The sequence below is a fragment of the Escherichia sp. UTM R2 genome (genome assembly GCF_048593455.1).
Lineage (GTDB): Bacteria > Pseudomonadota > Gammaproteobacteria > Enterobacterales > Enterobacteriaceae > Escherichia > Escherichia coli.
Genome location: NZ_JBFWDY010000002.1, coordinates 705,034 through 729,178 on the forward strand (window position 1 = coordinate 705,034; position 24,145 = coordinate 729,178).

Consider the following 24,145-nt stretch of genomic DNA (forward strand, 5'->3'; position numbering starts at 1 on the left):
CCGTGAACAGACGTAATTTTATTAAAGCAGCCTCCTGCGGGGCATTGCTGACGGGCGCGCTGCCGTCTGTCAGTCATGCGGCTGCTGAAAACCGCCCGCCAATTCCGGGATCGCTGGGGATGTTGTACGACTCGACCTTGTGCGTAGGCTGCCAGGCTTGCGTCACCAAGTGTCAGGATATCAATTTCCCTGAACGTAACCCGCAAGGGGAACAGACCTGGTCGAACAACGACAAACTGTCGCCGTATACCAATAACATCATTCAGGTGTGGACCAGCGGCACAGGGGTCAACAAAGACCAGGAGGAGAACGGCTACGCGTACATTAAGAAACAGTGTATGCACTGCGTCGATCCGAACTGTGTCTCTGTGTGCCCGGTCTCTGCACTGAAAAAAGATCCGAAAACCGGCATTGTCCATTACGACAAAGACGTGTGCACCGGCTGCCGTTACTGCATGGTCGCCTGTCCGTACAACGTGCCGAAGTACGACTACAACAACCCGTTTGGTGCGCTGCATAAGTGCGAGCTGTGCAACCAGAAAGGTGTGGAACGTCTCGATAAAGGCGGTCTACCTGGCTGCGTAGAAGTGTGCCCGGCGGGCGCGGTGATTTTCGGTACGCGTGAAGAGCTGATGGCGGAGGCGAAAAAACGTCTGGCGCTGAAGCCTGGCAGCGAATACCACTATCCGCGTCAGACGCTGAAATCTGGCGACACTTACCTGCATACGGTGCCGAAATATTATCCGCATCTGTACGGCGAGAAAGAGGGCGGCGGTACTCAGGTTCTGGTACTGACGGGTGTGCCTTATGAAAATCTCGACCTGCCGAAACTGGACGATCTTTCTACCGGTGCGCGTTCCGAAAATATTCAACACACCCTGTATAAAGGCATGATGCTACCACTGGCTGTGCTGGCGGGCTTAACCGTGCTGGTTCGTCGCAACACCAAAAACGACCATCACGACGGAGGAGACGATCATGAGTCATGATCCACAACCGCTGGGCGGCAAAATCATCAGTAAACCGGTCATGATTTTTGGACCGTTAATCGTCATCTGTATGCTCCTGATTGTGAAGCGTCTGGTGTTCGGTCTGGGCTCTGTCTCTGACCTGAACGGCGGCTTCCCGTGGGGCGTGTGGATCGCGTTTGACCTGCTGATTGGCACCGGCTTTGCCTGTGGCGGCTGGGCGCTGGCGTGGGCGGTATACGTCTTTAACCGTGGGCAATACCATCCGCTGGTGCGTCCGGCGCTGTTGGCGAGTCTGTTTGGTTACTCACTGGGTGGCTTGTCGATCACTATCGACGTGGGTCGCTACTGGAACCTGCCGTACTTCTACATTCCGGGTCACTTCAACGTGAACTCGGTACTGTTCGAGACGGCGGTCTGTATGACCATCTATATCGGCGTGATGGCACTGGAGTTTGCTCCGGCACTGTTTGAACGTCTGGGGTGGAAGGTGTCGCTACAGCGACTAAACAAGGTGATGTTCTTCATCATCGCGCTCGGTGCGCTGCTGCCGACCATGCACCAGTCTTCAATGGGGTCGCTGATGATCTCGGCGGGCTACAAGGTGCATCCGTTGTGGCAGAGCTATGAAATGTTGCCGCTGTTCTCGCTGCTGACGGCGTTCATCATGGGCTTCTCGATTGTCATCTTTGAAGGTTCGCTGGTGCAGGCGGGTCTGCGTGGCAACGGTCCGGATGAAAAGAGTCTGTTTGTTAAGCTGACCAACACCATCAGTGTGTTGCTGGCGATTTTCATCGTGCTGCGCTTTGGCGAGCTTATCTATCGCGACAAGCTGTCGTTAGCGTTTGCCGGTGACTTCTACTCCGTGATGTTCTGGATTGAAGTCCTGCTGATGCTCTTCCCGCTGGTCGTTCTGCGTGTGGCGAAGCTGCGTAATGATTCCCGCATGCTGTTCCTGTCAGCACTGAGCGCACTGTTAGGTTGTGCAACCTGGCGTCTGACCTATTCGCTGGTGGCATTCAACCCGGGCGGCGGTTACGCCTACTTCCCGACCTGGGAAGAACTGTTGATTTCTATTGGTTTTGTGGCTATTGAGATTTGCGCTTACATCGTACTCATTCGTCTACTGCCGATACTTCCTCCTTTAAAACAAAACGATCATAATCGTCATGAGGCGAGCAAAGCATGAGCCAGAGAATTACTATTGATCCGGTAACCCGTATTGAGGGGCATTTACGCATCGATTGCGAAATCGAAAATGGCGTCGTTTCGAAAGCATGGGCTTCCGGTACCATGTGGCGCGGCATGGAAGAGATCGTGAAAAACCGCGATCCGCGCGATGCATGGATGATTGTGCAACGTATCTGTGGCGTATGTACTACCACTCACGCGCTGTCTTCCGTTCGTGCGGCAGAAAGTGCGCTGAATATCGACGTTCCGGTTAACGCGCAATACATCCGTAACATCATTCTGGCTGCGCACACCACGCATGACCATATTGTTCATTTCTATCAGCTTTCGGCGCTGGACTGGGTGGACATCACTTCTGCACTGCAAGCTGACCCAACCAAAGCCTCCGAAATGCTGAAAGGCGTTTCGACCTGGCACCTGAACAGTCCGGAAGAGTTCACCAAAGTTCAGAACAAGATCAAAGATCTGGTTGCCAGCGGTCAGTTGGGTATTTTCGCTAATGGCTACTGGGGTCATCCGGCGATGAAACTGCCGCCGGAAGTGAACCTGATTGCGGTAGCGCACTACCTGCAAGCGTTGGAGTGCCAGCGTGACGCTAACCGCGTCGTGGCGCTGCTGGGCGGTAAAACGCCGCACATTCAGAACCTGGCGGTAGGTGGTGTCGCGAACCCGATCAACCTCGACGGTTTGGGCGTGCTGAACCTTGAGCGCCTGATGTACATCAAGTCTTTCATCGACAAACTGAGCGACTTTGTTGAGCAGGTTTATAAGGTTGATACCGCAGTTATTGCCGCGTTCTACCCGGAATGGCTGACACGCGGTAAAGGTGCGGTGAACTACCTGAGCGTGCCGGAATTCCCGACCGACAGTAAAAACGGCAGCTTCCTGTTCCCGGGCGGCTACATTGAGAATGCGGATCTGTCCTCGTATCGTCCGATCACTTCTCATTCCGATGAATACCTGATCAAAGGCATTCAGGAAAGCGCGAAGCACTCCTGGTATAAAGACGAAGCGCCGCAGGCACCGTGGGAAGGCACCACCATTCCGGCTTATGATGGTTGGTCTGACGACGGGAAATATTCCTGGGTGAAATCACCGACTTTCTACGGCAAAACGGTAGAAGTGGGGCCACTGGCTAATATGCTGGTGAAACTGGCGGCAGGTCGCGAATCTACCCAGAACAAACTGAATGAAATCGTTGCGATTTATCAGAAACTGACTGGCAACACGCTGGAAGTGGCACAGCTGCACTCCACGCTGGGCCGTATTATTGGTCGTACCGTTCACTGCTGTGAATTGCAGGATATCCTGCAAAACCAATACAGTGCACTGATCACCAATATCGGCAAAGGCGATCACACCACCTTTGTGAAGCCGAACATTCCGGCAACGGGTGAATTCAAAGGTGTTGGCTTCCTCGAAGCGCCGCGCGGTATGCTCTCTCACTGGATGGTTATTAAAGACGGTATCATCAGCAACTACCAGGCGGTTGTTCCATCAACCTGGAACTCTGGTCCGCGTAACTTCAATGATGACGTCGGTCCTTACGAGCAGTCGCTGGTGGGTACACCGGTTGCCGATCCGAATAAACCGCTGGAAGTGGTGCGTACCATTCACTCCTTTGACCCGTGCATGGCCTGTGCGGTACACGTAGTGGATGCTGACGGCAACGAAGTGGTTTCAGTGAAGGTTCTGTAATGCGTATTTTAGTCTTAGGGGTCGGCAATATTTTGCTGACCGATGAAGCCATCGGTGTGCGGATTGTCGAAGCGTTAGAGCAACGATACATTCTGCCGGATTATGTTGAGATCCTCGATGGCGGCACGGCGGGAATGGAGCTGCTTGGCGACATGGCAAATCGCGATCATTTGATTATTGCGGATGCCATTGTCTCGAAAAAGAACGCGCCGGGAACGATGATGATCCTGCGGGATGAAGAAGTTCCGGCGTTGTTTACCAACAAAATCTCTCCGCATCAGCTTGGCCTGGCCGACGTCTTGTCGGCCCTGCGCTTCACCGGCGAGTTTCCGAAAAAGCTGACCCTGGTCGGCGTGATCCCGGAATCGCTGGAGCCACACATCGGCTTAACGCCGACGGTTGAAGCAATGATTGAACCTGCGCTTGAGCAGGTTCTGGCTGCGCTGCGTGAATCTGGCGTGGAAGCCATCCCACGGGAGGCGATTCATGACTGAAGAGATAGCAGGTTTCCAGACCTCCCCGAAGGCGCAAGTACAGGCAGCGTTTGAAGAAATTGCCCGGCGTTCGATGCACGATCTCTCTTTTCTGCATCCTTCAATGCCGGTGTATGTTTCTGATTTTACGCTGTTCGAAGGTCAGTGGACGGGGTGTGTGATCACCCCGTGGATGCTGAGTGCAGTTATCTTCCCCGGCCCGGATCAACTCTGGCCGCTGCGCAAAGTGAGTGAAAAAATTGGTCTGCAACTGCCGTATGGCACTATGACCTTTACCGTTGGCGAACTGGACGGTGTTTCGCAATATCTCTCCTGTTCGCTGATGTCGCCGCTTTCGCACAGCATGTCGATTGAAGAGGGCCAACGCCTGACGGATGACTGCGCACGAATGATCCTTTCGCTGCCAGTCACGAATCCGGATGTACCACACGCAGGGCGTCGCGCCCTGCTGTTTGGTCGCAGGAGTGGCGAAAATGCATGAGTTGTCTCTTTGCCAGAGCGCCGTTGAAATTATCCAACGGCAGGCGGAGCAGCACGATGTTAAGCGCGTCACCGCCGTGTGGCTGGAAATTGGCGCGCTCTCCTGCGTTGAGGAGAGCGCCGTCCGTTTTAGTTTTGAAATTGTCTGCCACGGAACGGTGGCGCAAGGGTGCGATTTACATATCGTCTATAAACCCGCCCAGGCTTGGTGCTGGGATTGCAGCCAGGTGGTGGAGATTCATCAGCACGATGCGCAGTGTCCGCTCTGTCACGGCGAGCGGTTGCGTGTCGATACCGGCGATTCGCTGATCGTCAAAAGTATTGAAGTTGAATAACCGGAGTTAATAATGTGTATTGGCGTTCCAGGCCAGGTGCTGGCTGTCGGTGAAGATATTCACCAGCTTGCGCAGGTTGAAGTATGTGGTATCAAGCGCGATGTGAATATCGCCCTGATTTGTGAAGGTAACCCTGCCGATCTACTGGGCCAGTGGGTGCTGGTACACGTCGGATTTGCCATGAGCATCATCGACGAAGATGAAGCCAAAGCCACATTAGACGCACTGCGCCAAATGGATTACGACATTACCAGCGCGTGATGATTAGCTTTCGTAGGCCTGATAAGACGCGGCAGCGTCGCATCAGGCATTGTGCACGATTGCCGGATGCGGCGTGAACGCCTTATCCGGCCTGGATGGCTTGCTGCGACGAACACCAACCCTTACCCCTGACGCTTATCTTCCGTATTCGTCTCGAAATCACTGGCGTCATGGCGCTCATGCAACTGCTCATTCAGCGGTCCGTTGGTGCGGTTAACAATACGCCCACGTTTCACCGCCGGACGTTCGCCTACTTCTTTCGCCCAGCGTTGTACATGCTTATAACTGCCCGCATCAAGAAACTCAGCGGCATCATACACACCACCTAACACCACGTTGCCAAACCACGGCCAAATCGCCATATCCGCAATGGTGTACTCATCGCCCGCAACAAACTTATGCTGCGCCAGTTGCTTATCCAGCACGTCGAGCAGACGTTTGGCTTCCATGGTAAAGCGGTTGATGGCGTACTCAATCTTTACCGGTGCGTAATGGTAAAAGTGACCAAAACCACCGCCGAGGAACGGTGCCGCGCCCTGTAACCAGAACAGCCAGTTCATCGTTTCAGTACGCTTTGCCAAATCCTGCGGCAGGAAGTAGCCAAATTTCTCCGCCAGATAAAGCAGGATCGAACCAGATTCAAACACGCGGATCGGCGGATTATGCGTATGATCGCGCAGCGCCGGGATCTTCGAGTTTGGGTTCACTTCGACAAAGCCGCTGGAGAATTGATCGCCATCGCCAATACGAATCAGCCAGGCGTCGTACTCTGCACCAGTAACGCCCAGCGCCAGCAGCTCCTCAAGCATAATCGTTACTTTCTGACCGTTCGGCGTTCCCAGCGAATAAAGTTGCAATGGGTGTTTGCCAACGGGCAGCGTTTTTTCATGCGTCGGACCAGAAACCGGGCGATTGATATTGGCGAACGCGCCGCCAGCGGATTTATCCCACGTCCAGACTTTCGCGGGCTGATAAGTATTGTCTGTCATAGTGAGTTGCCTTCTGAGTGGTAGTGTTGAAGCAGTGTAGCAGGTCACTTGCTGTACAGAATGTGAATTTTTTAACCCTTTGCGCCAGCCGCTGCGATGAGGTGTATGATTAGTCTGACCTCTGTCCGGTTAATGTCGCTGAGCAGGTAATCAGAGCACAACAATTACGCCAACTGCTTAGGTTGTATTGTTAAAGGTAAAGTGATGAGCAAAGGAACGACCAGCCAGGATGCCCCGTTCGGGACATTATTGGGCTACGCCCCAGGTGGGGTAGCAATCTACTCTTCAGATTACAGTTCTCTCGATCCGCAGGAATACGAAGATGACGCCGTATTCCGTAGCTATATCGACGACGAATATATGGGCCACAAGTGGCAATGCGTTGAATTTGCTCGCCGTTTTCTCTTTCTGAATTACGGTGTGGTCTTTACTGACGTGGGTATGGCGTGGGAGATTTTCTCGCTGCGCTTCCTGCGAGAAGTGGTTAATGACAACATCCTGCCATTGCAGGCATTTCCTAACGGCTCGCCGCGTGCGCCGGTCGCGGGTGCGCTTCTTATCTGGGATAAAGGCGGTGAATTTAAAGACACTGGCCATGTCGCCATCATTACCCAATTGCATGGCAACAAAGTCCGTATTGCGGAACAGAACGTGATTCATTCCCCGTTGCCGCAAGGGCAACAGTGGACGCGCGAGCTGGAGATGGTGGTCGAAAACGGCTGCTATACCCTGAAAGACACTTTTGATGACACCACCATTCTGGGCTGGATGATCCAGACGGAAGATACTGAATACAGCTTACCGCAGCCGGAAATTGCAGGCGAGCTGCTGAAAATCAGCGGAGCGCGCCTGGAAAACAAAGGCCAGTTTGACGGTAAATGGCTGGATGAAAAAGATCCGCTGCAAAACGCCTATGTGCAGGCCAACGGTCAGGTGATCAATCAGGATCCTTATCATTACTACACCATTACCGAGAGTGCCGAGCAGGAGCTAATTAAAGCCACCAACGAGCTGCACCTGATGTATCTTCACGCAACCGACAAGGTGCTGAAAGATGACAACCTGCTGGCGCTGTTCGACATCCCGAAAATCCTCTGGCCACGTTTGCGTCTCTCCTGGCAGCGTCGCCGTCACCATATGATCACTGGTCGTATGGATTTCTGCATGGATGAGCGTGGCCTGAAGGTTTACGAGTACAACGCCGACTCCGCCTCCTGTCATACCGAAGCGGGCTTGATCCTCGAACGTTGGGCGGAGCAGGGCTATAAAGGCAACGGCTTCAATCCGGCGGAAGGGCTGATTAACGAATTGGCTGGTGCCTGGAAACACAGTCGTGCACGTCCGTTTGTCCATATCATGCAGGACAAAGATATCGAGGAAAACTATCACGCGCAGTTTATGGAGCAGGCGCTGCACCAGGCGGGCTTTGAAACGCGTATCTTGCGTGGATTGGATGAACTGGGCTGGGATGCTGCCGGGCAACTGATTGATGGGGAAGGGCGACTGGTTAACTGCGTGTGGAAAACCTGGGCGTGGGAAACCGCGTTTGATCAGATTCGTGAAGTTAGCGACCGTGAGTTTGCTGCGGTGCCAATCCGTACCGGTCATCCGCAAAACGAAGTGCGTCTTATCGACGTATTGCTGCGCCCGGAAGTGCTGGTCTTTGAGCCGCTGTGGACGGTGATCCCCGGCAACAAAGCGATTCTGCCGATCCTCTGGTCGCTGTTCCCGCACCATCGTTACCTGCTGGATACCGATTTCACTGTTAATGATGAACTGGTGAAAACAGGTTACGCAGTGAAACCGATCGCCGGTCGCTGTGGCAGCAATATCGACCTCGTCAGCCATCATGAAGAGGTGCTGGACAAAACCAGCGGTAAATTTGCCGAGCAGAAAAACATCTATCAGCAACTGTGGTGTTTGCCGAAAGTGGACGGTAAATACATTCAGGTATGTACCTTCACCGTTGGCGGCAACTACGGTGGGACGTGTTTGCGCGGTGATGAATCACTGGTCATCAAAAAAGAGAGTGATATTGAACCGTTAATTGTGGTGAAAAAGTAATACATGTTGTAGCAACCCCGTACTGATTATGAAGAATAATCAGTACGGGGATTAATCAAAATATTCAATATTTATATATTCCAATATTTATTCATTTCATATGTGAATATATTAACCAGTGGAATACCTGTGTTTTGATTATTTCTAAAGGTTTTGAATGAATGCTTATTGTCTGATACACAAGAAATAACACTCTTTTTATCGTTAAAAAATGATATTTCACTTTGCCCATGCCGTTAAAGTCACTGATAATGCGTCCGTTCGTAAATTCAAAATGGCGTAATCTAATATATGCTAAATTTATTTGTTGGCCTTGATATATACACAGGGCTTTTGTTATTGCTTGCTCTGGCATTTGTGTTGTTCTACGAAGCAATCAATGGTTTTCATGACACGGCGAATGCGGTGGCAACCGTTATTTATACTCGTGCCATGCAACCACAACTTGCTGTGGTGATGGCGGCATTTTTTAACTTTTTTGGCGTGTTATTGGGCGGACTTAGCGTTGCCTATGCCATTGTCCATATGTTGCCAACCGATTTGTTGCTGAATATGGGGTCAACCCACGGCCTGGCGATGGTCTTTTCCATGCTGCTGGCGGCGATTATCTGGAACCTGGGAACGTGGTTCTTCGGTTTACCGGCCTCCAGTTCGCACACCTTGATTGGTGCGATTATCGGCATCGGTTTAACCAACGCGCTGTTAACCGGCTCATCGGTGATGGATGCGTTAAACCTGCGTGAAGTGACCAAAATTTTCTCCTCGCTGATTGTTTCCCCTATCGTCGGCCTGGTCATTGCGGGAGGCCTGATATTCCTGCTGCGACGCTACTGGAGCGGGACGAAAAAGCGTGACCGTATTCACCGCATTCCGGAAGATCGCAAAAAGAAAAAAGGCAAACGTAAACCGCCATTCTGGACGCGTATTGCGCTGATTGTTTCCGCTGCGGGCGTGGCGTTTTCGCACGGCGCGAACGACGGACAAAAAGGGATCGGCCTGGTAATGCTGGTACTGGTGGGGATTGCCCCTGCTGGCTTCGTCGTCAATATGAATGCGTCCGGCTATGAAATTACCCGTACCCGCGATGCCGTTACCAACTTCGAACACTACCTGCAACAGCATCCTGAACTGCCGCAGAAGTTGATTGCGATGGAACCTCCATTGCCTGCAGCATCGACTGATGGCACGCAAGTAACAGAGTTTCACTGTCATCCGGCAAATACCTTTGATGCTATTGCGCGCGTTAAAACGATGCTGCCAGGCAATATGGAAAGTTACGAGCCGTTAAGCGTGAGTCAGCGCAGCCAGCTGCGCCGCATTATGCTGTGCATCTCTGATACCTCCGCGAAGCTAGCGAAACTGCCAGGCGTCAGTAAAGAAGACCAGAACCTGCTGAAAAAACTGCGCAGCGATATGTTAAGCACCATTGAGTACGCTCCGGTGTGGATCATCATGGCGGTAGCACTGGCGCTCGGCATTGGCACCATGATTGGCTGGCGTCGTGTAGCGATGACCATCGGTGAGAAGATTGGTAAGCGCGGCATGACGTATGCGCAAGGCATGGCGGCACAAATGACGGCGGCAGTGTCTATCGGTCTTGCCAGTTATATTGGGATGCCCGTCTCCACAACACACGTCCTCTCGTCTGCAGTTGCAGGGACGATGGTGGTGGACGGCGGTGGGTTACAGCGTAAAACGGTAACCAGCATCCTGATGGCGTGGGTATTTACTTTACCGGCGGCAATTTTTCTTTCTGGTGGGCTGTACTGGATAGCATTGCAGTTGATTTAACCTTCCTGAAAATGCCCGGTCCTGGCGATCGGGCATTTCCATTTTTGACTAGTGATAACCACGCGCGGTCATAAAATCCGTAATCGCTTTTTCTGCATCAACCAACACCTGTTCCAGTGGCTGATTGGCATCGATATCAACCAGTTGTGCACCACCAAAGGTTAACTGTGGCGTTATGGCAATCTTCCTCGCCAGCGATTCCCGTTTATGGTCGGGTTTACGTGCACAGGCAACTTCAAGGTCAACATTGAGTTTGATGACCAGATCAGGCTTATGGCTCGCCATCCAGTGAAACGCTTTACGTTCCTGGCTTGCCAGCCATGGGACAAAACGACCACCTTCAACGTTAGGTGGGAACACCGTACCATCGTAAGCGCCAGGAATTTGGTCCTGAGGATAACGGTCGGTTAGAACAATTAACCCGCGACGACGACAGGCAAGCATATGACGAAAGCGCAGTAAGCGACGGGCGACAAACGCTGTAATTACCAGCGCCGGAACTGGTCCAGGCAATTTTTTTGCTGTTTTCACCTGATTTCGTTCAATTGTTTTATGTAAGGATTTTCCCATCAACGGTAATTTTGTCACTGCACGACCGACATTTCCGGCCTGTTTTCCTAAATGAACTCTTTCGGCAGCACCATATTTTTCGACAACGGTAATAAGATGTTCACACACCGTTGACTTGCCTGAACCATCGCTACCAATAACGGCAATTAATGGAGGTGTTATTGACTGCATGAATATATCCTTTAATTTAAATATCCATTAAAAATATTTATTTGGTTAATATGTTTTTATGAAAGCGTAATTCAGGTCAATGTCACAATTAACCATTGTCACAATAAGGTTGAACGGATATTCTGAGCACGGACCACGTAATATTCAATACATTATTTACTGCCGGGTTTTTCGTGAATCAACGTAATATGTCAATAATTAATTCCACGCCAGTGCGTGTTATTGCCATTGTAGGATGTGATGGTTCAGGTAAATCGACCCTCACGGCAAGCCTGGTAAATGAACTGGCAGCAAGAATGCCAACAGAACACATTTATCTCGGGCAATCGTCCGGGCGAATTGGCGAATGGATTTCACAGCTCCCTGTTATTGGCGCACCTTTTGGGCGTTATCTGCGAAGTAAAGCGGCACATGTGCACGAAAAGCCCTCAACACCGCCTGGCAATATTACTGCACTGGTTATCTATCTGCTTTCCTGCTGGCGGGCGTACAAGTTTCGCAAAATGTTGTGTAAAAGCCAGCAAGGCTTTCTGCTCATCACCGACCGCTACCCGCAGGTTGAAGTGCCGGGGTTTCGCTTTGATGGCCCGCAATTGGCAAAAACCACGGGCGGTAACGGTTGGATAAAAATGTTAAGGCAGCGCGAGCTGAAGCTGTACCAATGGATGGCATCTTATTTGCCCGTATTGTTGATTCGTCTTGGCATTGATGAACAAACCGCGTTTGCGCGTAAACCTGACCACCAACTGGCAGCGTTACAGGAAAAAATCGCCGTTACGCCGCAACTGACATTCAATGGCGCAAAGATCCTTGAACTGGATGGGCGACACCCCGCCGATGAAATTCTGCAAGCGTCACTACGCGCAATTCACGCCGCGCTTTCCTGATCACCAAAATGGATAGGGGATGATTTAACGAATGGATGCACTACAAACTCAAACTGTTAATAGTACAACCGCGCCGCAGCCCAACTACATTCCGGGGCTGATTGCGGTGGTCGGGTGTGATGGCACCGGTAAATCCACACTGACCACCGACCTGGTGAAATCGCTGCAACAACACTGGCAAACCGAGCGGCGCTATCTGGGGCTGCTCTCCGGCGAAGACGGCGACAAAATCAAACGATTGCCGTTGGTTGGCGTCTGGCTGGAACGGCGACTGGCGGCCAAATCCTCGAAAACCCAAAGCATGAAAACCAAATCTCCGGCGCTATGGGCGGCGGTGATTATGTACTGCTTCTCGCTGCGAAGAATGGCGAATCTACGCAAGGTTCAGCGACTGGCGCAAAGTGGCGTTCTGGTGGTCAGCGATCGCTTCCCGCAGGCTGAAATTTCGGGCTTTTATTATGATGGACCGGGGATTGGCGTCGAACGTGCGACCGGGAAAATCAGCATGTTTCTGGCGCAGCGCGAACGGCGTTTATACCAACAAATGGCGCAATATCGCCCGGAATTAATTATTCGCCTGGGCATTGATATTGAGACTGCCATCTCCCGCAAGCCTGACCATGACTATGCCGAGCTGCAGGACAAAATCGGTGTCATGTCGAAGATTGGCTATAACGGCACAAAAATTCTTGAGATTGATTCCAGAGCGCCCTACAGCGAAGTGCTGGAACAGGCACAGAAGGCGGTTTCTCTGGTTGCCATCGTTTCTGACCGCCGAAGTTTAACTTAAGGCTGGCGGGATACTTTTTACTATCAACGATAAGGTCAGGCTGAATTGGCGGGTTTTAACATCAAACATTGGTTTGCAGATGGCGCGTTTCGCACCATTATTCGCAATAGCGCCTGGTTAGGCTCCAGTAATGTCGTGAGCGCCTTGCTGGGTCTGTTGGCGCTCTCGTGTGCCGGTAAAGGGATGACGCCCGCCATGTTTGGCGTACTGGTGATTGTGCAATCGTACGCCAAGTCGATCAGCGATTTTATTAAGTTTCAGACATGGCAACTGGTGGTTCAGTACGGAACACCAGCATTAACCAACAATAATCCGCAGCAATTCCGCAATGTCGTCTCATTTTCCTTCTCGCTGGATATCGTCAGCGGCGCGGTGGCGATTGTCGGTGGCATTGCCTTACTGCCATTCCTTTCCCATTCATTAGGTCTGGATGACCAAAGTTTTTGGCTGGCAGCGCTCTATTGCACGCTCATTCCTTCAATGGCTTCCTCCACGCCGACCGGCATTCTGCGTGCGGTAGATCGCTTCGATTTAATTGCTGTACAGCAGGCGACGAAACCTTTTCTGCGCGCAGCGGGGAGCGTCGTAGCCTGGTATTTTGACTTTGGTTTTGCGGGTTTTGTTATTGCCTGGTACGTGTCGAATCTGGTTGGCGGCACCATGTACTGGTGGTTTGCCGCGCGCGAATTACGCCGCCGAAATATCCATAACGCCTTCAAATTGAATCTGTTTGAGTCTGCCCGACACATTAAAGGCGCGTGGAGTTTTGTCTGGTCAACCAACATTGCCCACTCCATCTGGTCGGCGCGTAACTCGTGCAGCACAGTGTTGGTGGGGATCGTGTTAGGACCCGCTGCCGCCGGGTTATTTAAAATCGCCATGACATTCTTCGACGCCGCCGGAACGCCAGCGGGTTTGCTGGGTAAAAGTTTTTACCCAGAGGTGATGCGTTTAGATCCGCGCACCACCAGACCGTGGTTGTTAGGTGTGAAGTCCGGTTTACTGGCGGGCGGAATCGGTATTCTGGTGGCGCTCGCGGTGTTGATCGTCGGCAAGCCGCTCATTTCGCTGGTGTTTGGCGTTAAGTATCTCGAAGCGTATGACCTGATTCAGGTGATGCTGGGCGCAATTGTGATTTCGATGCTGGGCTTCCCTCAGGAGTCATTGCTATTGATGGCGGGAAAACAGCGCGCTTTTCTCGTGGCGCAAACCATCGCCTCAATCGGCTACATCGTATTGCTGTTCATGTTCTGTCATCTGTTTGGTGTGCTGGGAGCAGCGTTTGCTTACTTCGGTGGGCAATGTCTGGACGTGGCGCTCTCGTTAATTCCAACCTTAAAGGCATTTTTTCAGCGCCATTCCTTGCTTTATAACGCAGCCGGAGAGAAATCCTGATGATGAGAAAATATTTCCCGCTTGAGGCGAGCGAGCGTCTATTTGTTGCGATTGAAGAAGATGATGTCGTTGATGCACAGGTTAGTTTGCCGCCGACTATTGCACTAAGTTGTACCACCGAAATCATTCATGATAATTACGCGTTATGCCTGCAATTCTGGCTCAATGGCGTTGATCGTCAGGAGTTACTGCGTTTAGTTCGCAAACAAGCCAAAGGCGATGAGCTGACTGCTGATGAGCGCAAACAATTTAAATACATGCGAGCGCGCTACAAGCACCTGCGTTTTGCGCAACGGCTGTATTTAAAGAAGCATCAGGCCGGATTTTTATTCGGCAAAACGACCGTTTTTCTGGGGCGTTTTCAGGACGGCTTTCGTAACGGTAAGAAAAATATTGTGTCGTATTACGGCAACCTGTTACGGATTTATTTAAGCTCTCCGGTCTGGTCGTTGGTGAACTATTCATTACGCCATAGCCAGTTAGAAAGCGTAAGCAGTTTTATTGCCTATCGGCAAAAGCAAATGCATACCCTGAAAGAGATTATTGCCAAACCGCGACTAACCGGTAGGGAATTTCATGATGTGCGAAAAATCATCAGCCAGCAGGTTTCTTATTACGACACCTTAAGATCGCTTGATCCTGAAAATAAAGAGGCGTTACAGATATCCCGCTTCCTCGCCGCCATTAATGGCCTGATGGGAGATAAACACGATGACATGGTGGCGGATGATATGGAAAACCGCCAGTCGTATGATGCACCGGTGGCGCTGGATAGCGATATTCGTCAGCGCTTAGAGCTGCTGATTTCGCGTTTTCCGCTATAGCCGGAGCAATGATGTCATCTCGTTTGATTATTGCGTTGATTATCATGCTCTTAGCCCCGGGTGTGCAGGCACACAATTTCGTCACTGGCAAAACGGTTACCCCCGTTTATATCCAGGAAGGCGGCGAGCTGCTTCTGAATAGTGACGACGAAATTCACTACCAAAAGTGGAACAGCACACAATTGGCGGGAAAAGTCCGCATTATCCAGTATATCGCCGGGCGTAAGTCGGCGAAGAAAAAGAACTCACTGTTAATTAAAGCGGTTGAAGCGGCAAACTTTCCGCAGGATCGTTTTCAGCCCACCACCATTGTGAACACCGATGATGCCATCTTTGGTACTGGCTATTTTGTTGTTGGCAAAATCGAAAAAAATAAACGCCGCTATCCGTGGGCGCAATTCGTTATTGACGGCAATGGACAGGGACGCGTTGCCTGGCGCTTGCCGGAGCAGAGTTCAACCATTCTGGTGCTGAATAAAGCCGGGCAAATTCAGTGGGCAAAGGACGGCAGCCTGACGCCGGAAGAGGTAGATCATGTCATTGCGTTGGCGCAGAAACTGATCAATGAATAAAAAACTCAAAGGATTGAGGGCGTTAGTGAGATGAAGCTGGTTGAACACTACATCATGCGTGGTACGCGCCGTCTGGTGCTGATTATCGTCGGTTTTCTGATCTTTATTTTCGCCAGCTACTCCTCACAGCGTTATCTGACCGAAGCGGCAAATGGGACATTAGCTCTTGATGTTGTGCTGGATATCGTTTTCTACAAAGTGCTGATTGCACTGGAGATGTTGTTACCTGTTGGTCTGTATGTGTCAGTTGGCGTGACGCTAGGGCAGATGTATACCGACTCGGAAATTACCGCTATCTCTGCGGCGGGGGGCAGTCCGGGACGCTTGTACAAAGCCGTTCTTTATCTGGCGATACCGCTAAGTATTTTTGTCACCCTTCTGTCGATGTATGGTCGTCCGTGGGCTTATGCGCAGATTTATCAACTGGAGCAGCAGTCGCAGTCGGAGCTGGATGTTCGCCAGTTGCGGGCAAAGAAATTTAACACTAACGATAACGGACGAATGATCCTTTCGCAGACGGTTGATCAGGATAATAATCGCCTGACTGACGCGCTGATTTATACTTCTACTGCCAATCGAACCCGCATTTTCCGCGCCCGTTCGGTTGATGTGGTTGACCCATCACCCGAGAAACCGACCGTTATGTTGCACAACGGCACTGCCTATCTTATCGATCATCAGGGGCGTGATGACAACGAACAGATCTACCGTAATCTGCAATTACATCTGAATCCGCTGGATCAAAGCCCTAACGTCAAACGCAAAGCGAAATCGGTCACGGAGCTGGCGCGCTCCGTCTTTCCAGCCGATCATGCCGAACTGCAATGGCGGCAAAGCCGTGGCCTGACCGCATTGTTGATGGCGCTGCTGGCCATTTCATTAAGTCGGGTAAAACCGCGGCAAGGGCGATTTTCAACGTTATTGCCACTGACGTTGCTGTTTATTGCCATTTTTTATGGCGGTGACGTCTGCCGTACGCTGGTGGCTAACGGCGCGATTCCCCTCATTCCTGGTTTGTGGTTAGTACCCGGACTCATGCTAATGGGCCTGCTGATGCTGGTCGCACGCGACTTCTCTTTGCTGCAGAAATTTTCCCGATGAATGTTTTCAGCCGCTATTTAATCCGTCATCTCTTTCTCGGTTTTGCCGCCGCCGCAGGGCTATTGCTGCCGCTTTTTACCACCTTCAACCTGATTAACGAACTGGATGATGTCAGCCCGGGTGGTTATCGCTGGACTCAGGCGGTGCTGGTGGTGCTAATGACCTTACCGCGCACACTGGTCGAACTTTCGCCATTTATCGCCTTATTGGGAGGGATTGTCGGCCTGGGGCAGTTATCGAAAAACAGTGAGCTTACCGCCATTCGCAGCATGGGGTTTTCTATCTTCCGTATTGCACTGGTGGCGCTGGTTGCAGGGATATTGTGGACTGTTTCGTTAGGCGCGATAGATGAGTGGGTAGCGTCGCCATTACAGCAACAGGCGTTGCAAATCAAATCGACCGCCACCGCGTTGGGGGAGGACGATGACATTACCGGCAATATGCTGTGGGCCAGGCGTGGTAATGAATTTGTGACGGTGAAATCGCTGAACGAGCAGGGCCAGCCGGTGGGCGTGGAGATTTTTCATTATCGCGACGATCTCTCGCTCGAATCCTACATTTATGCACGCAGTGCCACCATTGAAGACGACAAAACGTGGATCCTGCATGGTGTGAATCATAAAAAATGGCTGAATGGCAAAGAAACGCTGGAAACATTAGATAATCTTGCCTGGCAATCGGCCTTCACCAGTATGGATCTTGAAGAGTTATCAATGCCGGGCAATACTTTTTCTGTCCGTCAGCTTAATCATTACATCCATTATTTGCAGGAAACCGGGCAACCCAGCAGCGAATACCGCCTTGCACTGTGGGAAAAACTGGGGCAACCCATCCTGACCCTGGCGATGATTTTGCTGGCTGTGCCGTTTACCTTTAGCGCCCCGCGCTCGCCAGGGATGGGTAGCCGTCTCGCTGTAGGTGTCATCGTTGGCTTACTCACCTGGATCAGCTATCAAATCATGGTCAATCTGGGATTGCTATTTGCGTTGAGCGCACCTGTTACCGCGCTCGGTTTACCGATAGCGTTTGTGCTGGTGGCGTTGAGCCTGGTGTATTGGTATGACAGACAACATTAAACCCGCCGTGGCGCAACACCACGGCGGGCTCACATTACTGCTTCAGAGTAGCAAATGCCTGAATGATGGCATCGATTTGCTCACGACTGTGAGCAGCGTTTACGCTACAGCGCAGCAGCGTGATGCCTGCAGGCGCGGCAGGTGGCAGGATAAGATTCACATAAACGCCCAGCGAAATAAGCTCGCGCCAGATGCGTAAACCGTCCTCTTTCGAACCGATTATTACCGGCACTACCGGGCTAATATGTGAACTTAACTCATAACCCAGTTTTTGCAGACCGTCATACAGATGGTTGGCATTATCCATCAGCTTTTGCCGCAGCTCTGGTTGTGTGGCAATAGTTCTTAACGACGAGCGCACGGTCGCAATGCAGGACGGAGAAGGAGAGGCGGTAAAAATATACGGGCGGCTGCCGTAGCGCAGCACTTCCATCGCTTCCGAACCGACAGCAAAACCGCCAATCGAGGCCAGACTTTTACTGAAGGTGCCAACGATAATATCCACATCATCTTCAACGCCGACAGCTTCAGCCAGTCCGCGCCCCGTTGCGCCTAACACGCCAAACGAATGCGCTTCATCGACAATCAAATAACCACCGAGACGACGTTTGATATCAACAATTTCCGCTAACGGCGCAACGTCACCGAGCATGCTGTAGATACCCTCAACGATGATAATCGCCTCTTTCGCCCGTTCACCGAGGCGAACCATGCGCCGTTCCAGATCTTTAGCATCGTTATGGCGGAAACGAATAATTTCCGCGCCACCGAGAGAACAGGCGTCATAAATACTGGCGTGGCTGTCGGCATCCAGTAACACCACGGCGTTATGGTCGGCAAGTGCGCTGATGACGCCTAAATTAGCGGTATAACCGGTTGAAAAAACGATAGCGGTAGGGCGATTGAAAAACTCGGCAATCTCTTTCTCTAACGCCAGGTGCGGCGCATAACTGCCGTTTGCCATACGAGAACCGGTGGTGCCGGTACCTTGGGCCGCTAACGCGGCCTGACCTTCGCTGATGGCATCATGATTAAAGGTTAAACCGAGATAATTATTGGTCCCGGCCAGAATCACTTTTTTATTGCCGATCCGGCCTTCGGTGGCGGAATACACTTCATCAATACAGGTGCCAAACGGTGTTAACCCGTTGTCACTAAATTGCAGTCGCTCGCCAGCAAGGCGCGCATATTTATCGTATAGCCCCATTATTTATTCTCCAGCCATGGAAGTAGAGTTTCCATTAATTGCGCAGGGGTTTTGACATCCAGCAGAATATTAATAGGAATGGAAATATCGAATCTGTCTTCCAGCATCATTAAGAGATCCATCACTTTGATCGACTCCAGGCCAAGATCGTTGACGAGATCGCTGTCGGGCTTAATTTCCACACCGTTTTCGACCAAATCCTGTAAACAGGAAAGGATGTAATCCATTACTATTTCACGATTTACCATAGAAACGTTAACACACCTTTAAACAAGACAATCAAAATAGCCCGTTGCGTAATGCGTGTTCCAGGCTAATCCCGGGAAACCAATTAATATCTTCAGAAATACGGTTATTACTTGCCGACCAGTCGGCGTGGGTTAATTCACGAATTTTCGAGCGGGTCAGCATAGGTTCTTTACCTGCCAGGCGACTCAACGCGGTACTGATATCCGCAAGGCCGGTGAGTACCGGCAGAGGAATGCCAACCATTCGCACGGAACCGCAACGGGCGTCGGCGGCAAGTTGCTGTACGCGTTGCCAGTCATAGCCGCCGGCGACGCCATCGCATAATTCATAGGTTTGCGTCTGTATAGTTTCGGCGCTTAACCACTGACCCACTGCTTGCGCGAAATCGGTGACGTGCAGAAAAGAGAGCTGTGTATCTGGCGCACCAAGTCGTGGCAGCAGGCCGCGCAGCATCCAGTCAAACAGCGGTTTTAACTCTTTATCGCCGGGACCATACACGGCTGTCGGGCGAAAAACGCCCAGCGTAATTTCGTCCGCCATTGCTGCCAGTCGTTGCTCGGCGACGTATTTGGATTTTGCATACCAGGAGAGCTCGGGATGGCGCGCCGCCAGCGAAGAGATAAACAGAAAACGTTGGCAAAAGCCGCTCTCTTTTGCTGCTTGCATCAGGCGCAGGCTGCCGTCAACGTTACAGCGGGTGAAAATCTCTTCTTTGTGCCCGCGCACTTGCCCGGCGCAATGGACCACTACGCTGGCTCCGGCAACCAGCTCGCTAAGTGAATGAGTATCTTCCAGCGAACCGCGCACCCAGGTGAGATTATCATTGACGTGAGCGCGGGCAGTACGCGTCAATGCGCGAACGTGAAAGCCGCGGGCGAGCAGGTTATCGATAATATATTTACCGATAAACCCGGTAGCGCCCGTCACCGCGACAGTTTGATTCATGCCAGGGATTCCTGCACATGAAGGCTTGCAGCATAAGCCTTCTGATAACGTTTTTTCGCTTCCGCACGGGCAGGCTTGCCGGAGGACGTTCGGGGAATGCTGTGGGGCGGCAACAGATCGATAGCCGCTGTTACGCCAAATTCGCTTTGGATCCGTGCTGCCAGCGCGTGGATAAGCTGTCCGCGACGTTCTTCATCGCTGATCCGACACTGGATCTGCAAAATGATTTTTTCCTGGGCGGTAACAAAAGCAATCGCATCGCCAGAATGAATTTCCGGTTCCTGTTCCGCTATATATTCAATATCCTGCGGCCAGATATTACGGCCACGAATAATAATCAGATCTTTAATGCGTCCGGTGACATACAGATAACCGTCCAGCAGATAACCGAGGTCGCCGGTGTCTAACCAGCCCGTCGCGGCAATCTCGTCTTGCGAAGCCTGGTCGCCAAAGTAACCGCTCATCAGACTGGGGCCGGAGATGCAAATATGGCCTACCACACGTTCCGCGACCGGCATACCTGCTTCATTGCGGATTTCAATACCATGTTCCGGCAACGCTTTGCCGCAGTTGACGAAAGTCGATACGGCGCGTGTCTCTGCACCCGGCGCGACGGCTTTACCCTGATATTCGAGGATGTCGCGATCCACTTCGTTAACCACAACCCCGGAGGCTTCATCAGAGAAGCTGACAGCCAGCGCATTTTCTGCCAGTCCGTAGCACGGCATGAAAGTTTTATTGTCAAAGTTAACCTGACGGAAACATTCAGCGAATTGATGGAGTTGTTCTGCGGAGATGGGTTCTGCACCAATACCAGCGACGCGCCAGCAGGAAAGATCCAGTTCAGCGAGATCTTTTTCATTCACGCGGCGCTGGCACAATTCATAGCCAAACGGCGGCGCAACGGAAACGGTGCCGCGATTTTTACTGATCAATTTAAGCCATTGCAGAGGACGCATGGCAAAATCCTGAGTGCGCAAATAATCTACTGAAAGCTGCGTGGCGACGGGGGTCAGGAGAAAGCCGACCAGTCCCATATCATGGTAGAAAGGCAGCCAGGAGACGCAGCGGTCGCCAGGGCGTAATTTAATGCCGTCGTGGCTTATAGCACGTAGATTAGCCATCACTTCGCGATGGGTGATAATGACGCCACGGGGAAAACGGGTGCTGCCGGAGGTGTACTGGAGGTAGGCGATATCGTTCGGAACTGGACGCTGGAGCGCAACATCGGCTTCCGGTAATGCCTTAAACCAGGCGTGGCTTAAAACATGTAATTCGGGGTTGTTATGCGTCGCGGCATTGACCAGTGGCAACCACTCATCACCAGTGATAATGGCTGCGGGCTGGCAACTTGCCAGTAAACCCTGGAGTTTGGCGCTCCAGGAATCCCGCTGACCGACGCCCATTGGAATCGCCAACGGGACGGCGACTAAGCCAGCATACTGACAGGCAAAAAAAGCCTCTACAAACCCGCTACTCGTTTCGGCAATCAGCGCCACGCGTTCGCCTTTTTTCAGGTTCAGCGATAACAACCGCTTCGCACCAGCTTCGGCACGCGTTTTTAACGTCTGATATTCCAGTTGATCTTCAAGTTGGCAACGTCTGTCATAAAAATTCATTCCGGCGCTACTCAGAGCGGCGTAGTCCAAAGCATCAACCAGCGTTGGAAAATCGGCATAGCGCATAGGTAGGGAATGCGTAAAGATTTTATTAGACATATACACCACGAAAAAATTGGATATCAAAAATAAAATGACAATAATGCGGTGGATTATATAGGCATAAAAGATAAATGAGATAGTATTTTCATCGGTGTGAAAATGAACATTGATTTAAATAATGAGTTTAAGTTTTTTGTTTTTATTGTGAATGATATTTAATTTATGAATGTATTAAGAAGAAGCCTTGTCCGGTCGCCTTAAATCGACAAAAGGCATTGTGGCGCTTCTGTGTAGTCTCTGACCTTATCGTAATCATTAATAAATACTATTTATTCGTCGTTTGTATTCATTGGGTTGATTATTAAGGTGCCGTTCGTTGCTGTTGCAACCTGTTTGTCACCGTTAATTATTTGTTACCCACAGAACAGAACTATGGAATGCGATCTGCTGATGATTAAAATTGAAAAAGTAATTAATAAAAATGACCTTAAGGCATTTATCGCTTTTCCGTCATCACTTTATCCCGACGATCCAAACTGGATACCCCCTTTATTCATTGAACGCAACGAGCATTTGTCTGCGAAAAATCCGGGGACGGACCATATCATCTGGCAGACGTGGGTGGCAAAAAAAGCGGGGCAGATAGTTGGGCGTATTACCGCGCAAATAGATACCTTGCACCGCGAGCGTTACGGCAAAGATACCGGTCATTTCGGCATGATTGACGCCATTGATGATCCGCAGGTTTTTGCCGCGTTGTTTGGCGCAGCGGAAGCGTGGTTGAAGTCACAAGGTGCAAGTAAGATCAGCGGGCCTTTCAGCCTGAATATCAATCAGGAAAGCGGATTACTGATTGAAGGTTTTGACACACCACCCTGTGCGATGATGCCACACGGCAAACCGTGGTATGCCGCGCATATTGAACAACTGGGTTATCACAAAGGCATTGATTTACTGGCGTGGTGGATGCAGCGAACCGATCTCACTTTCTCTCCGGCGCTAAAAAAACTGATGGATCAGGTGCGCAAAAAGGTGACCATTCGCTGCATCAATCGTCAGCGGTTTGCCGAAGAGATGCAGATCCTGCGTGAGATTTTCAACTCTGGCTGGCAGCACAACTGGGGATTTGTGCCGTTTACCGAACATGAATTCGCGACCATGGGCGATCAACTTAAATATCTGGTGCCGGACGATATGATCTATATCGCTGAGATTGATTCTGCACCCTGCGCGTTTATTGTCGGCTTGCCGAACATCAACGAGGCGATTGCCGATCTGAACGGATCGCTCTTTCCCTTCGGCTGGGCAAAATTGCTGTGGCGTTTGAAAGTCAGCGGTGTGCGAACTGCGCGAGTACCGCTGATGGGCGTGCGCGACGAGTATCAGTTCAGCCGCATCGGCCCGGTGATTGCGCTGTTATTGATTGAAGCCTTACGCGATCCGTTTGCCCGCCGGAAGATCGATGCGCTGGAGATGTCATGGATCCTCGAAACCAATACAGGCATGAATAACATGCTGGAACGCATTGGGGCGGAGCCGTACAAGCGTTACCGATTGTATGAAAAGCAAATTTAATACCAGCTAACTCAGGTTCATCTCCAGCGGCACCGCCGAGCGAATCAAATGGTGGCCTTCCAGCTCGATATCGTGGAGATTCTTTTTCACGGTCCGCACATGATCGCGTGCTGCGCGCTGGGCGACGTGCGGCAGCCGCTGCAACACCGCGTTGTAGATCCGCGCATGCTGGCGATCGATCTGCTTTTTTTGCTGTGGTCGATGGTAGAGATTATTTACGCTGGCAAACACTGAATTAAACATCAGATCGGTCAATGATTGCAGCGTAAACACCAGCACCTGATTGTGAGAAGCCTGACAAATGGCGAGATGGAAAGCGTGATCCAACTGCGCATGTTCGATCAGCGAAATCTCTTTGTTGTTCTCACTGGCGGCGAGCATTTTTTCATAACAGCGAGTTATCACAACAAAATCAGCCTGCGTTCCCAGCGTTGCCGCCAGCCTTGCCGATTCGCCCTCCAGTAATGCGCGAACGTCGAGCAGATCGTACAGCGTTCGCGGCTGCGTGCTGAACAGATGAATTAGCGGGCTGGTGTCCTGCACCCGATTAAGCCGTGCGACACGAGAATCGCGACCCTGCGCCGTTTCAATAATCCCGCGCCCGCGCAGCACGGTCAGCCCTTCACGCAGTGCGGAGCGTGAGAAGCCGAGCTTTTCACACAGTCGACGTTCCGAGGGAAGCGGCTGACCGACCTTCAGTACGCCGTCGATAATTAACCGTTCGATACTCTCTGCAACCACTTCGCAAATAGGGCGACGTTCATCTTTCATTCCCGGACCTCGTGCACAGGTAGGACCAATTTTTCTGTTCTTAACTCGCAAAACACGCACATCACGTAAGTGATTATGTT

At 51.4% G+C, this 24,145-nt stretch carries 24 protein-coding genes; 17 read left to right on the forward strand and 7 right to left on the reverse strand.

From position 1 onward, the window contains the following. Positions 1-2 precede the first annotated feature (2 nt). Genes hybA through hybG form a run of 7 tightly spaced genes read left to right on the forward strand, consistent with a single transcriptional unit; the run spans position 3 to position 5,427 of the window. Positions 3-989, forward strand: coding sequence for a hydrogenase 2 operon protein HybA (gene hybA, locus AB4H76_RS04250; protein ID WP_001081870.1), 987 nt, complete (start codon positions 3-5; stop codon positions 987-989). Continuing rightward, positions 979-2,157 (forward strand): Ni/Fe-hydrogenase cytochrome b subunit, encoded by a 1,179-nt coding sequence (gene hybB / locus AB4H76_RS04255; RefSeq protein WP_000017703.1) that lies wholly within the window; start codon positions 979-981, stop codon positions 2,155-2,157. Before hybA ends, hybB begins: the two co-directional genes overlap by 11 nt. After that, positions 2,154-3,857 (forward strand): hydrogenase 2 large subunit, encoded by a 1,704-nt coding sequence (gene hybC / locus AB4H76_RS04260; protein WP_000083065.1) that lies wholly within the window; start codon positions 2,154-2,156, stop codon positions 3,855-3,857. The genes hybB and hybC overlap by 4 nt, the downstream gene beginning before the upstream one ends. Next, complete coding sequence (locus AB4H76_RS04265) at positions 3,857-4,351, forward strand: HyaD/HybD family hydrogenase maturation endopeptidase (protein ID WP_001221939.1); 495 nt, start codon at positions 3,857-3,859, stop codon at positions 4,349-4,351. Before hybC ends, AB4H76_RS04265 begins: the two co-directional genes overlap by 1 nt. Next, complete coding sequence (gene hybE, locus AB4H76_RS04270) at positions 4,344-4,832, forward strand: hydrogenase-2 assembly chaperone (RefSeq protein ID WP_000134014.1); 489 nt, start codon at positions 4,344-4,346, stop codon at positions 4,830-4,832. Before AB4H76_RS04265 ends, hybE begins: the two co-directional genes overlap by 8 nt. Beyond that, complete coding sequence (gene hypA / locus AB4H76_RS04275) at positions 4,825-5,166, forward strand: hydrogenase maturation nickel metallochaperone HypA (protein WP_000544953.1); 342 nt, start codon at positions 4,825-4,827, stop codon at positions 5,164-5,166. Before hybE ends, hypA begins: the two co-directional genes overlap by 8 nt. Positions 5,167-5,178: 12 nt before the next feature. Next, on the forward strand, positions 5,179-5,427 hold the full coding sequence (hybG, locus tag AB4H76_RS04280) for a hydrogenase maturation factor HybG (RefSeq protein ID WP_000334896.1): 249 nt from the start codon (positions 5,179-5,181) through the stop codon (positions 5,425-5,427). Between the two features lie 122 nt (positions 5,428-5,549). Here hybG and yghU read toward each other — a convergent pair whose 3' ends face one another. After that, positions 5,550-6,416 carry a glutathione-dependent disulfide-bond oxidoreductase gene (gene yghU / locus AB4H76_RS04285; protein WP_001295515.1) on the reverse strand — a complete coding sequence of 289 codons (867 nt, stop codon included), beginning with the start codon at positions 6,414-6,416 and terminating at the stop codon, positions 5,550-5,552. Positions 6,417-6,620: 204 nt separating this feature from the next. Here yghU and gss point away from each other — a divergent pair, with 204 nt between their 5' ends. Beyond that, complete coding sequence (gene gss, locus AB4H76_RS04290; protein WP_001297309.1) at positions 6,621-8,480, forward strand: bifunctional glutathionylspermidine amidase/synthase; 1,860 nt, start codon at positions 6,621-6,623, stop codon at positions 8,478-8,480. Between the two features lie 291 nt (positions 8,481-8,771). Next, on the forward strand, positions 8,772-10,271 hold the full coding sequence (gene pitB, locus AB4H76_RS04295; RefSeq protein ID WP_000933296.1) for an inorganic phosphate transporter PitB: 1,500 nt from the start codon (positions 8,772-8,774) through the stop codon (positions 10,269-10,271). A 48-nt stretch (positions 10,272-10,319) separates the two neighbouring features. Here pitB and AB4H76_RS04300 read toward each other — a convergent pair whose 3' ends face one another. Further along, the gene (locus AB4H76_RS04300) at positions 10,320-11,012 is read right to left on the reverse strand and encodes a dTMP kinase (RefSeq protein ID WP_077492795.1); all 693 of its coding nucleotides are present in this window, start codon (positions 11,010-11,012) and stop codon (positions 10,320-10,322) included. Positions 11,013-11,185: 173 nt separating this feature from the next. Between AB4H76_RS04300 and AB4H76_RS04305 the strand changes: the two genes are divergently transcribed. Genes AB4H76_RS04305 through lptG form a run of 7 tightly spaced genes read left to right on the forward strand, consistent with a single transcriptional unit; the run spans position 11,186 to position 17,657 of the window. Continuing rightward, positions 11,186-11,899 (forward strand): dTMP kinase, encoded by a 714-nt coding sequence (locus tag AB4H76_RS04305; RefSeq protein ID WP_001076243.1) that lies wholly within the window; start codon positions 11,186-11,188, stop codon positions 11,897-11,899. A 31-nt stretch (positions 11,900-11,930) separates the two neighbouring features. After that, positions 11,931-12,689 (forward strand): ATP-binding protein, encoded by a 759-nt coding sequence (locus tag AB4H76_RS04310; RefSeq protein WP_000339531.1) that lies wholly within the window; start codon positions 11,931-11,933, stop codon positions 12,687-12,689. Positions 12,690-12,734: 45 nt separating this feature from the next. Next, positions 12,735-14,084, forward strand: a complete 1,350-nt coding sequence (locus AB4H76_RS04315) for a lipopolysaccharide biosynthesis protein (RefSeq protein WP_000896885.1) — start codon at positions 12,735-12,737, stop codon at positions 14,082-14,084. Then, the gene (locus AB4H76_RS04320; RefSeq protein WP_000984978.1) at positions 14,084-14,908 is read left to right on the forward strand and encodes a hypothetical protein; all 825 of its coding nucleotides are present in this window, start codon (positions 14,084-14,086) and stop codon (positions 14,906-14,908) included. Before AB4H76_RS04315 ends, AB4H76_RS04320 begins: the two co-directional genes overlap by 1 nt. Before the next feature lie 11 nt (positions 14,909-14,919). Further along, positions 14,920-15,480 carry a YtfJ family protein gene (locus AB4H76_RS04325; protein WP_001298770.1) on the forward strand — a complete coding sequence of 187 codons (561 nt, stop codon included), beginning with the start codon at positions 14,920-14,922 and terminating at the stop codon, positions 15,478-15,480. Between the two features lie 30 nt (positions 15,481-15,510). Next, positions 15,511-16,581 (forward strand): LPS export ABC transporter permease LptF, encoded by a 1,071-nt coding sequence (gene lptF, locus AB4H76_RS04330; protein ID WP_077492796.1) that lies wholly within the window; start codon positions 15,511-15,513, stop codon positions 16,579-16,581. Beyond that, positions 16,578-17,657, forward strand: coding sequence for an LPS export ABC transporter permease LptG (lptG, locus tag AB4H76_RS04335; protein ID WP_001318997.1), 1,080 nt, complete (start codon positions 16,578-16,580; stop codon positions 17,655-17,657). Before lptF ends, lptG begins: the two co-directional genes overlap by 4 nt. Positions 17,658-17,691: 34 nt before the next feature. Here lptG and spt read toward each other — a convergent pair whose 3' ends face one another. The 4 genes from spt to AB4H76_RS04355 are packed head-to-tail and all read right to left on the reverse strand — an operon-like array spanning position 17,692 to position 21,743. Further along, positions 17,692-18,864 (reverse strand): serine palmitoyltransferase, encoded by a 1,173-nt coding sequence (spt, locus tag AB4H76_RS04340; protein ID WP_000524970.1) that lies wholly within the window; start codon positions 18,862-18,864, stop codon positions 17,692-17,694. Beyond that, positions 18,864-19,112 carry an acyl carrier protein gene (locus tag AB4H76_RS04345; RefSeq protein ID WP_000248097.1) on the reverse strand — a complete coding sequence of 83 codons (249 nt, stop codon included), beginning with the start codon at positions 19,110-19,112 and terminating at the stop codon, positions 18,864-18,866. Before AB4H76_RS04345 ends, spt begins: the two co-directional genes overlap by 1 nt. A 31-nt stretch (positions 19,113-19,143) precedes the next feature. Next, complete coding sequence (locus AB4H76_RS04350; RefSeq protein ID WP_001077166.1) at positions 19,144-20,058, reverse strand: NAD-dependent epimerase/dehydratase family protein; 915 nt, start codon at positions 20,056-20,058, stop codon at positions 19,144-19,146. Further along, a complete protein-coding gene (locus tag AB4H76_RS04355; RefSeq protein ID WP_063625468.1) occupies positions 20,055-21,743 on the reverse strand; it encodes a fatty acyl-AMP ligase in 1,689 nt (562 codons plus the stop codon). Before AB4H76_RS04355 ends, AB4H76_RS04350 begins: the two co-directional genes overlap by 4 nt. Positions 21,744-22,151: 408 nt before the next feature. On the opposite strand from AB4H76_RS04355, the gene yghO reads away from it, so the two are divergent. Then, positions 22,152-23,294 carry a protein YghO gene (yghO, locus tag AB4H76_RS04360; RefSeq protein WP_063611945.1) on the forward strand — a complete coding sequence of 381 codons (1,143 nt, stop codon included), beginning with the start codon at positions 22,152-22,154 and terminating at the stop codon, positions 23,292-23,294. Between the two features lie 6 nt (positions 23,295-23,300). On the opposite strand, the gene glcC is transcribed toward yghO, so the two are convergent. After that, a complete protein-coding gene (gene glcC / locus AB4H76_RS04365) occupies positions 23,301-24,065 on the reverse strand; it encodes a transcriptional regulator GlcC (protein ID WP_001297764.1) in 765 nt (254 codons plus the stop codon). Positions 24,066-24,145: the final 80 nt, after the last annotated feature.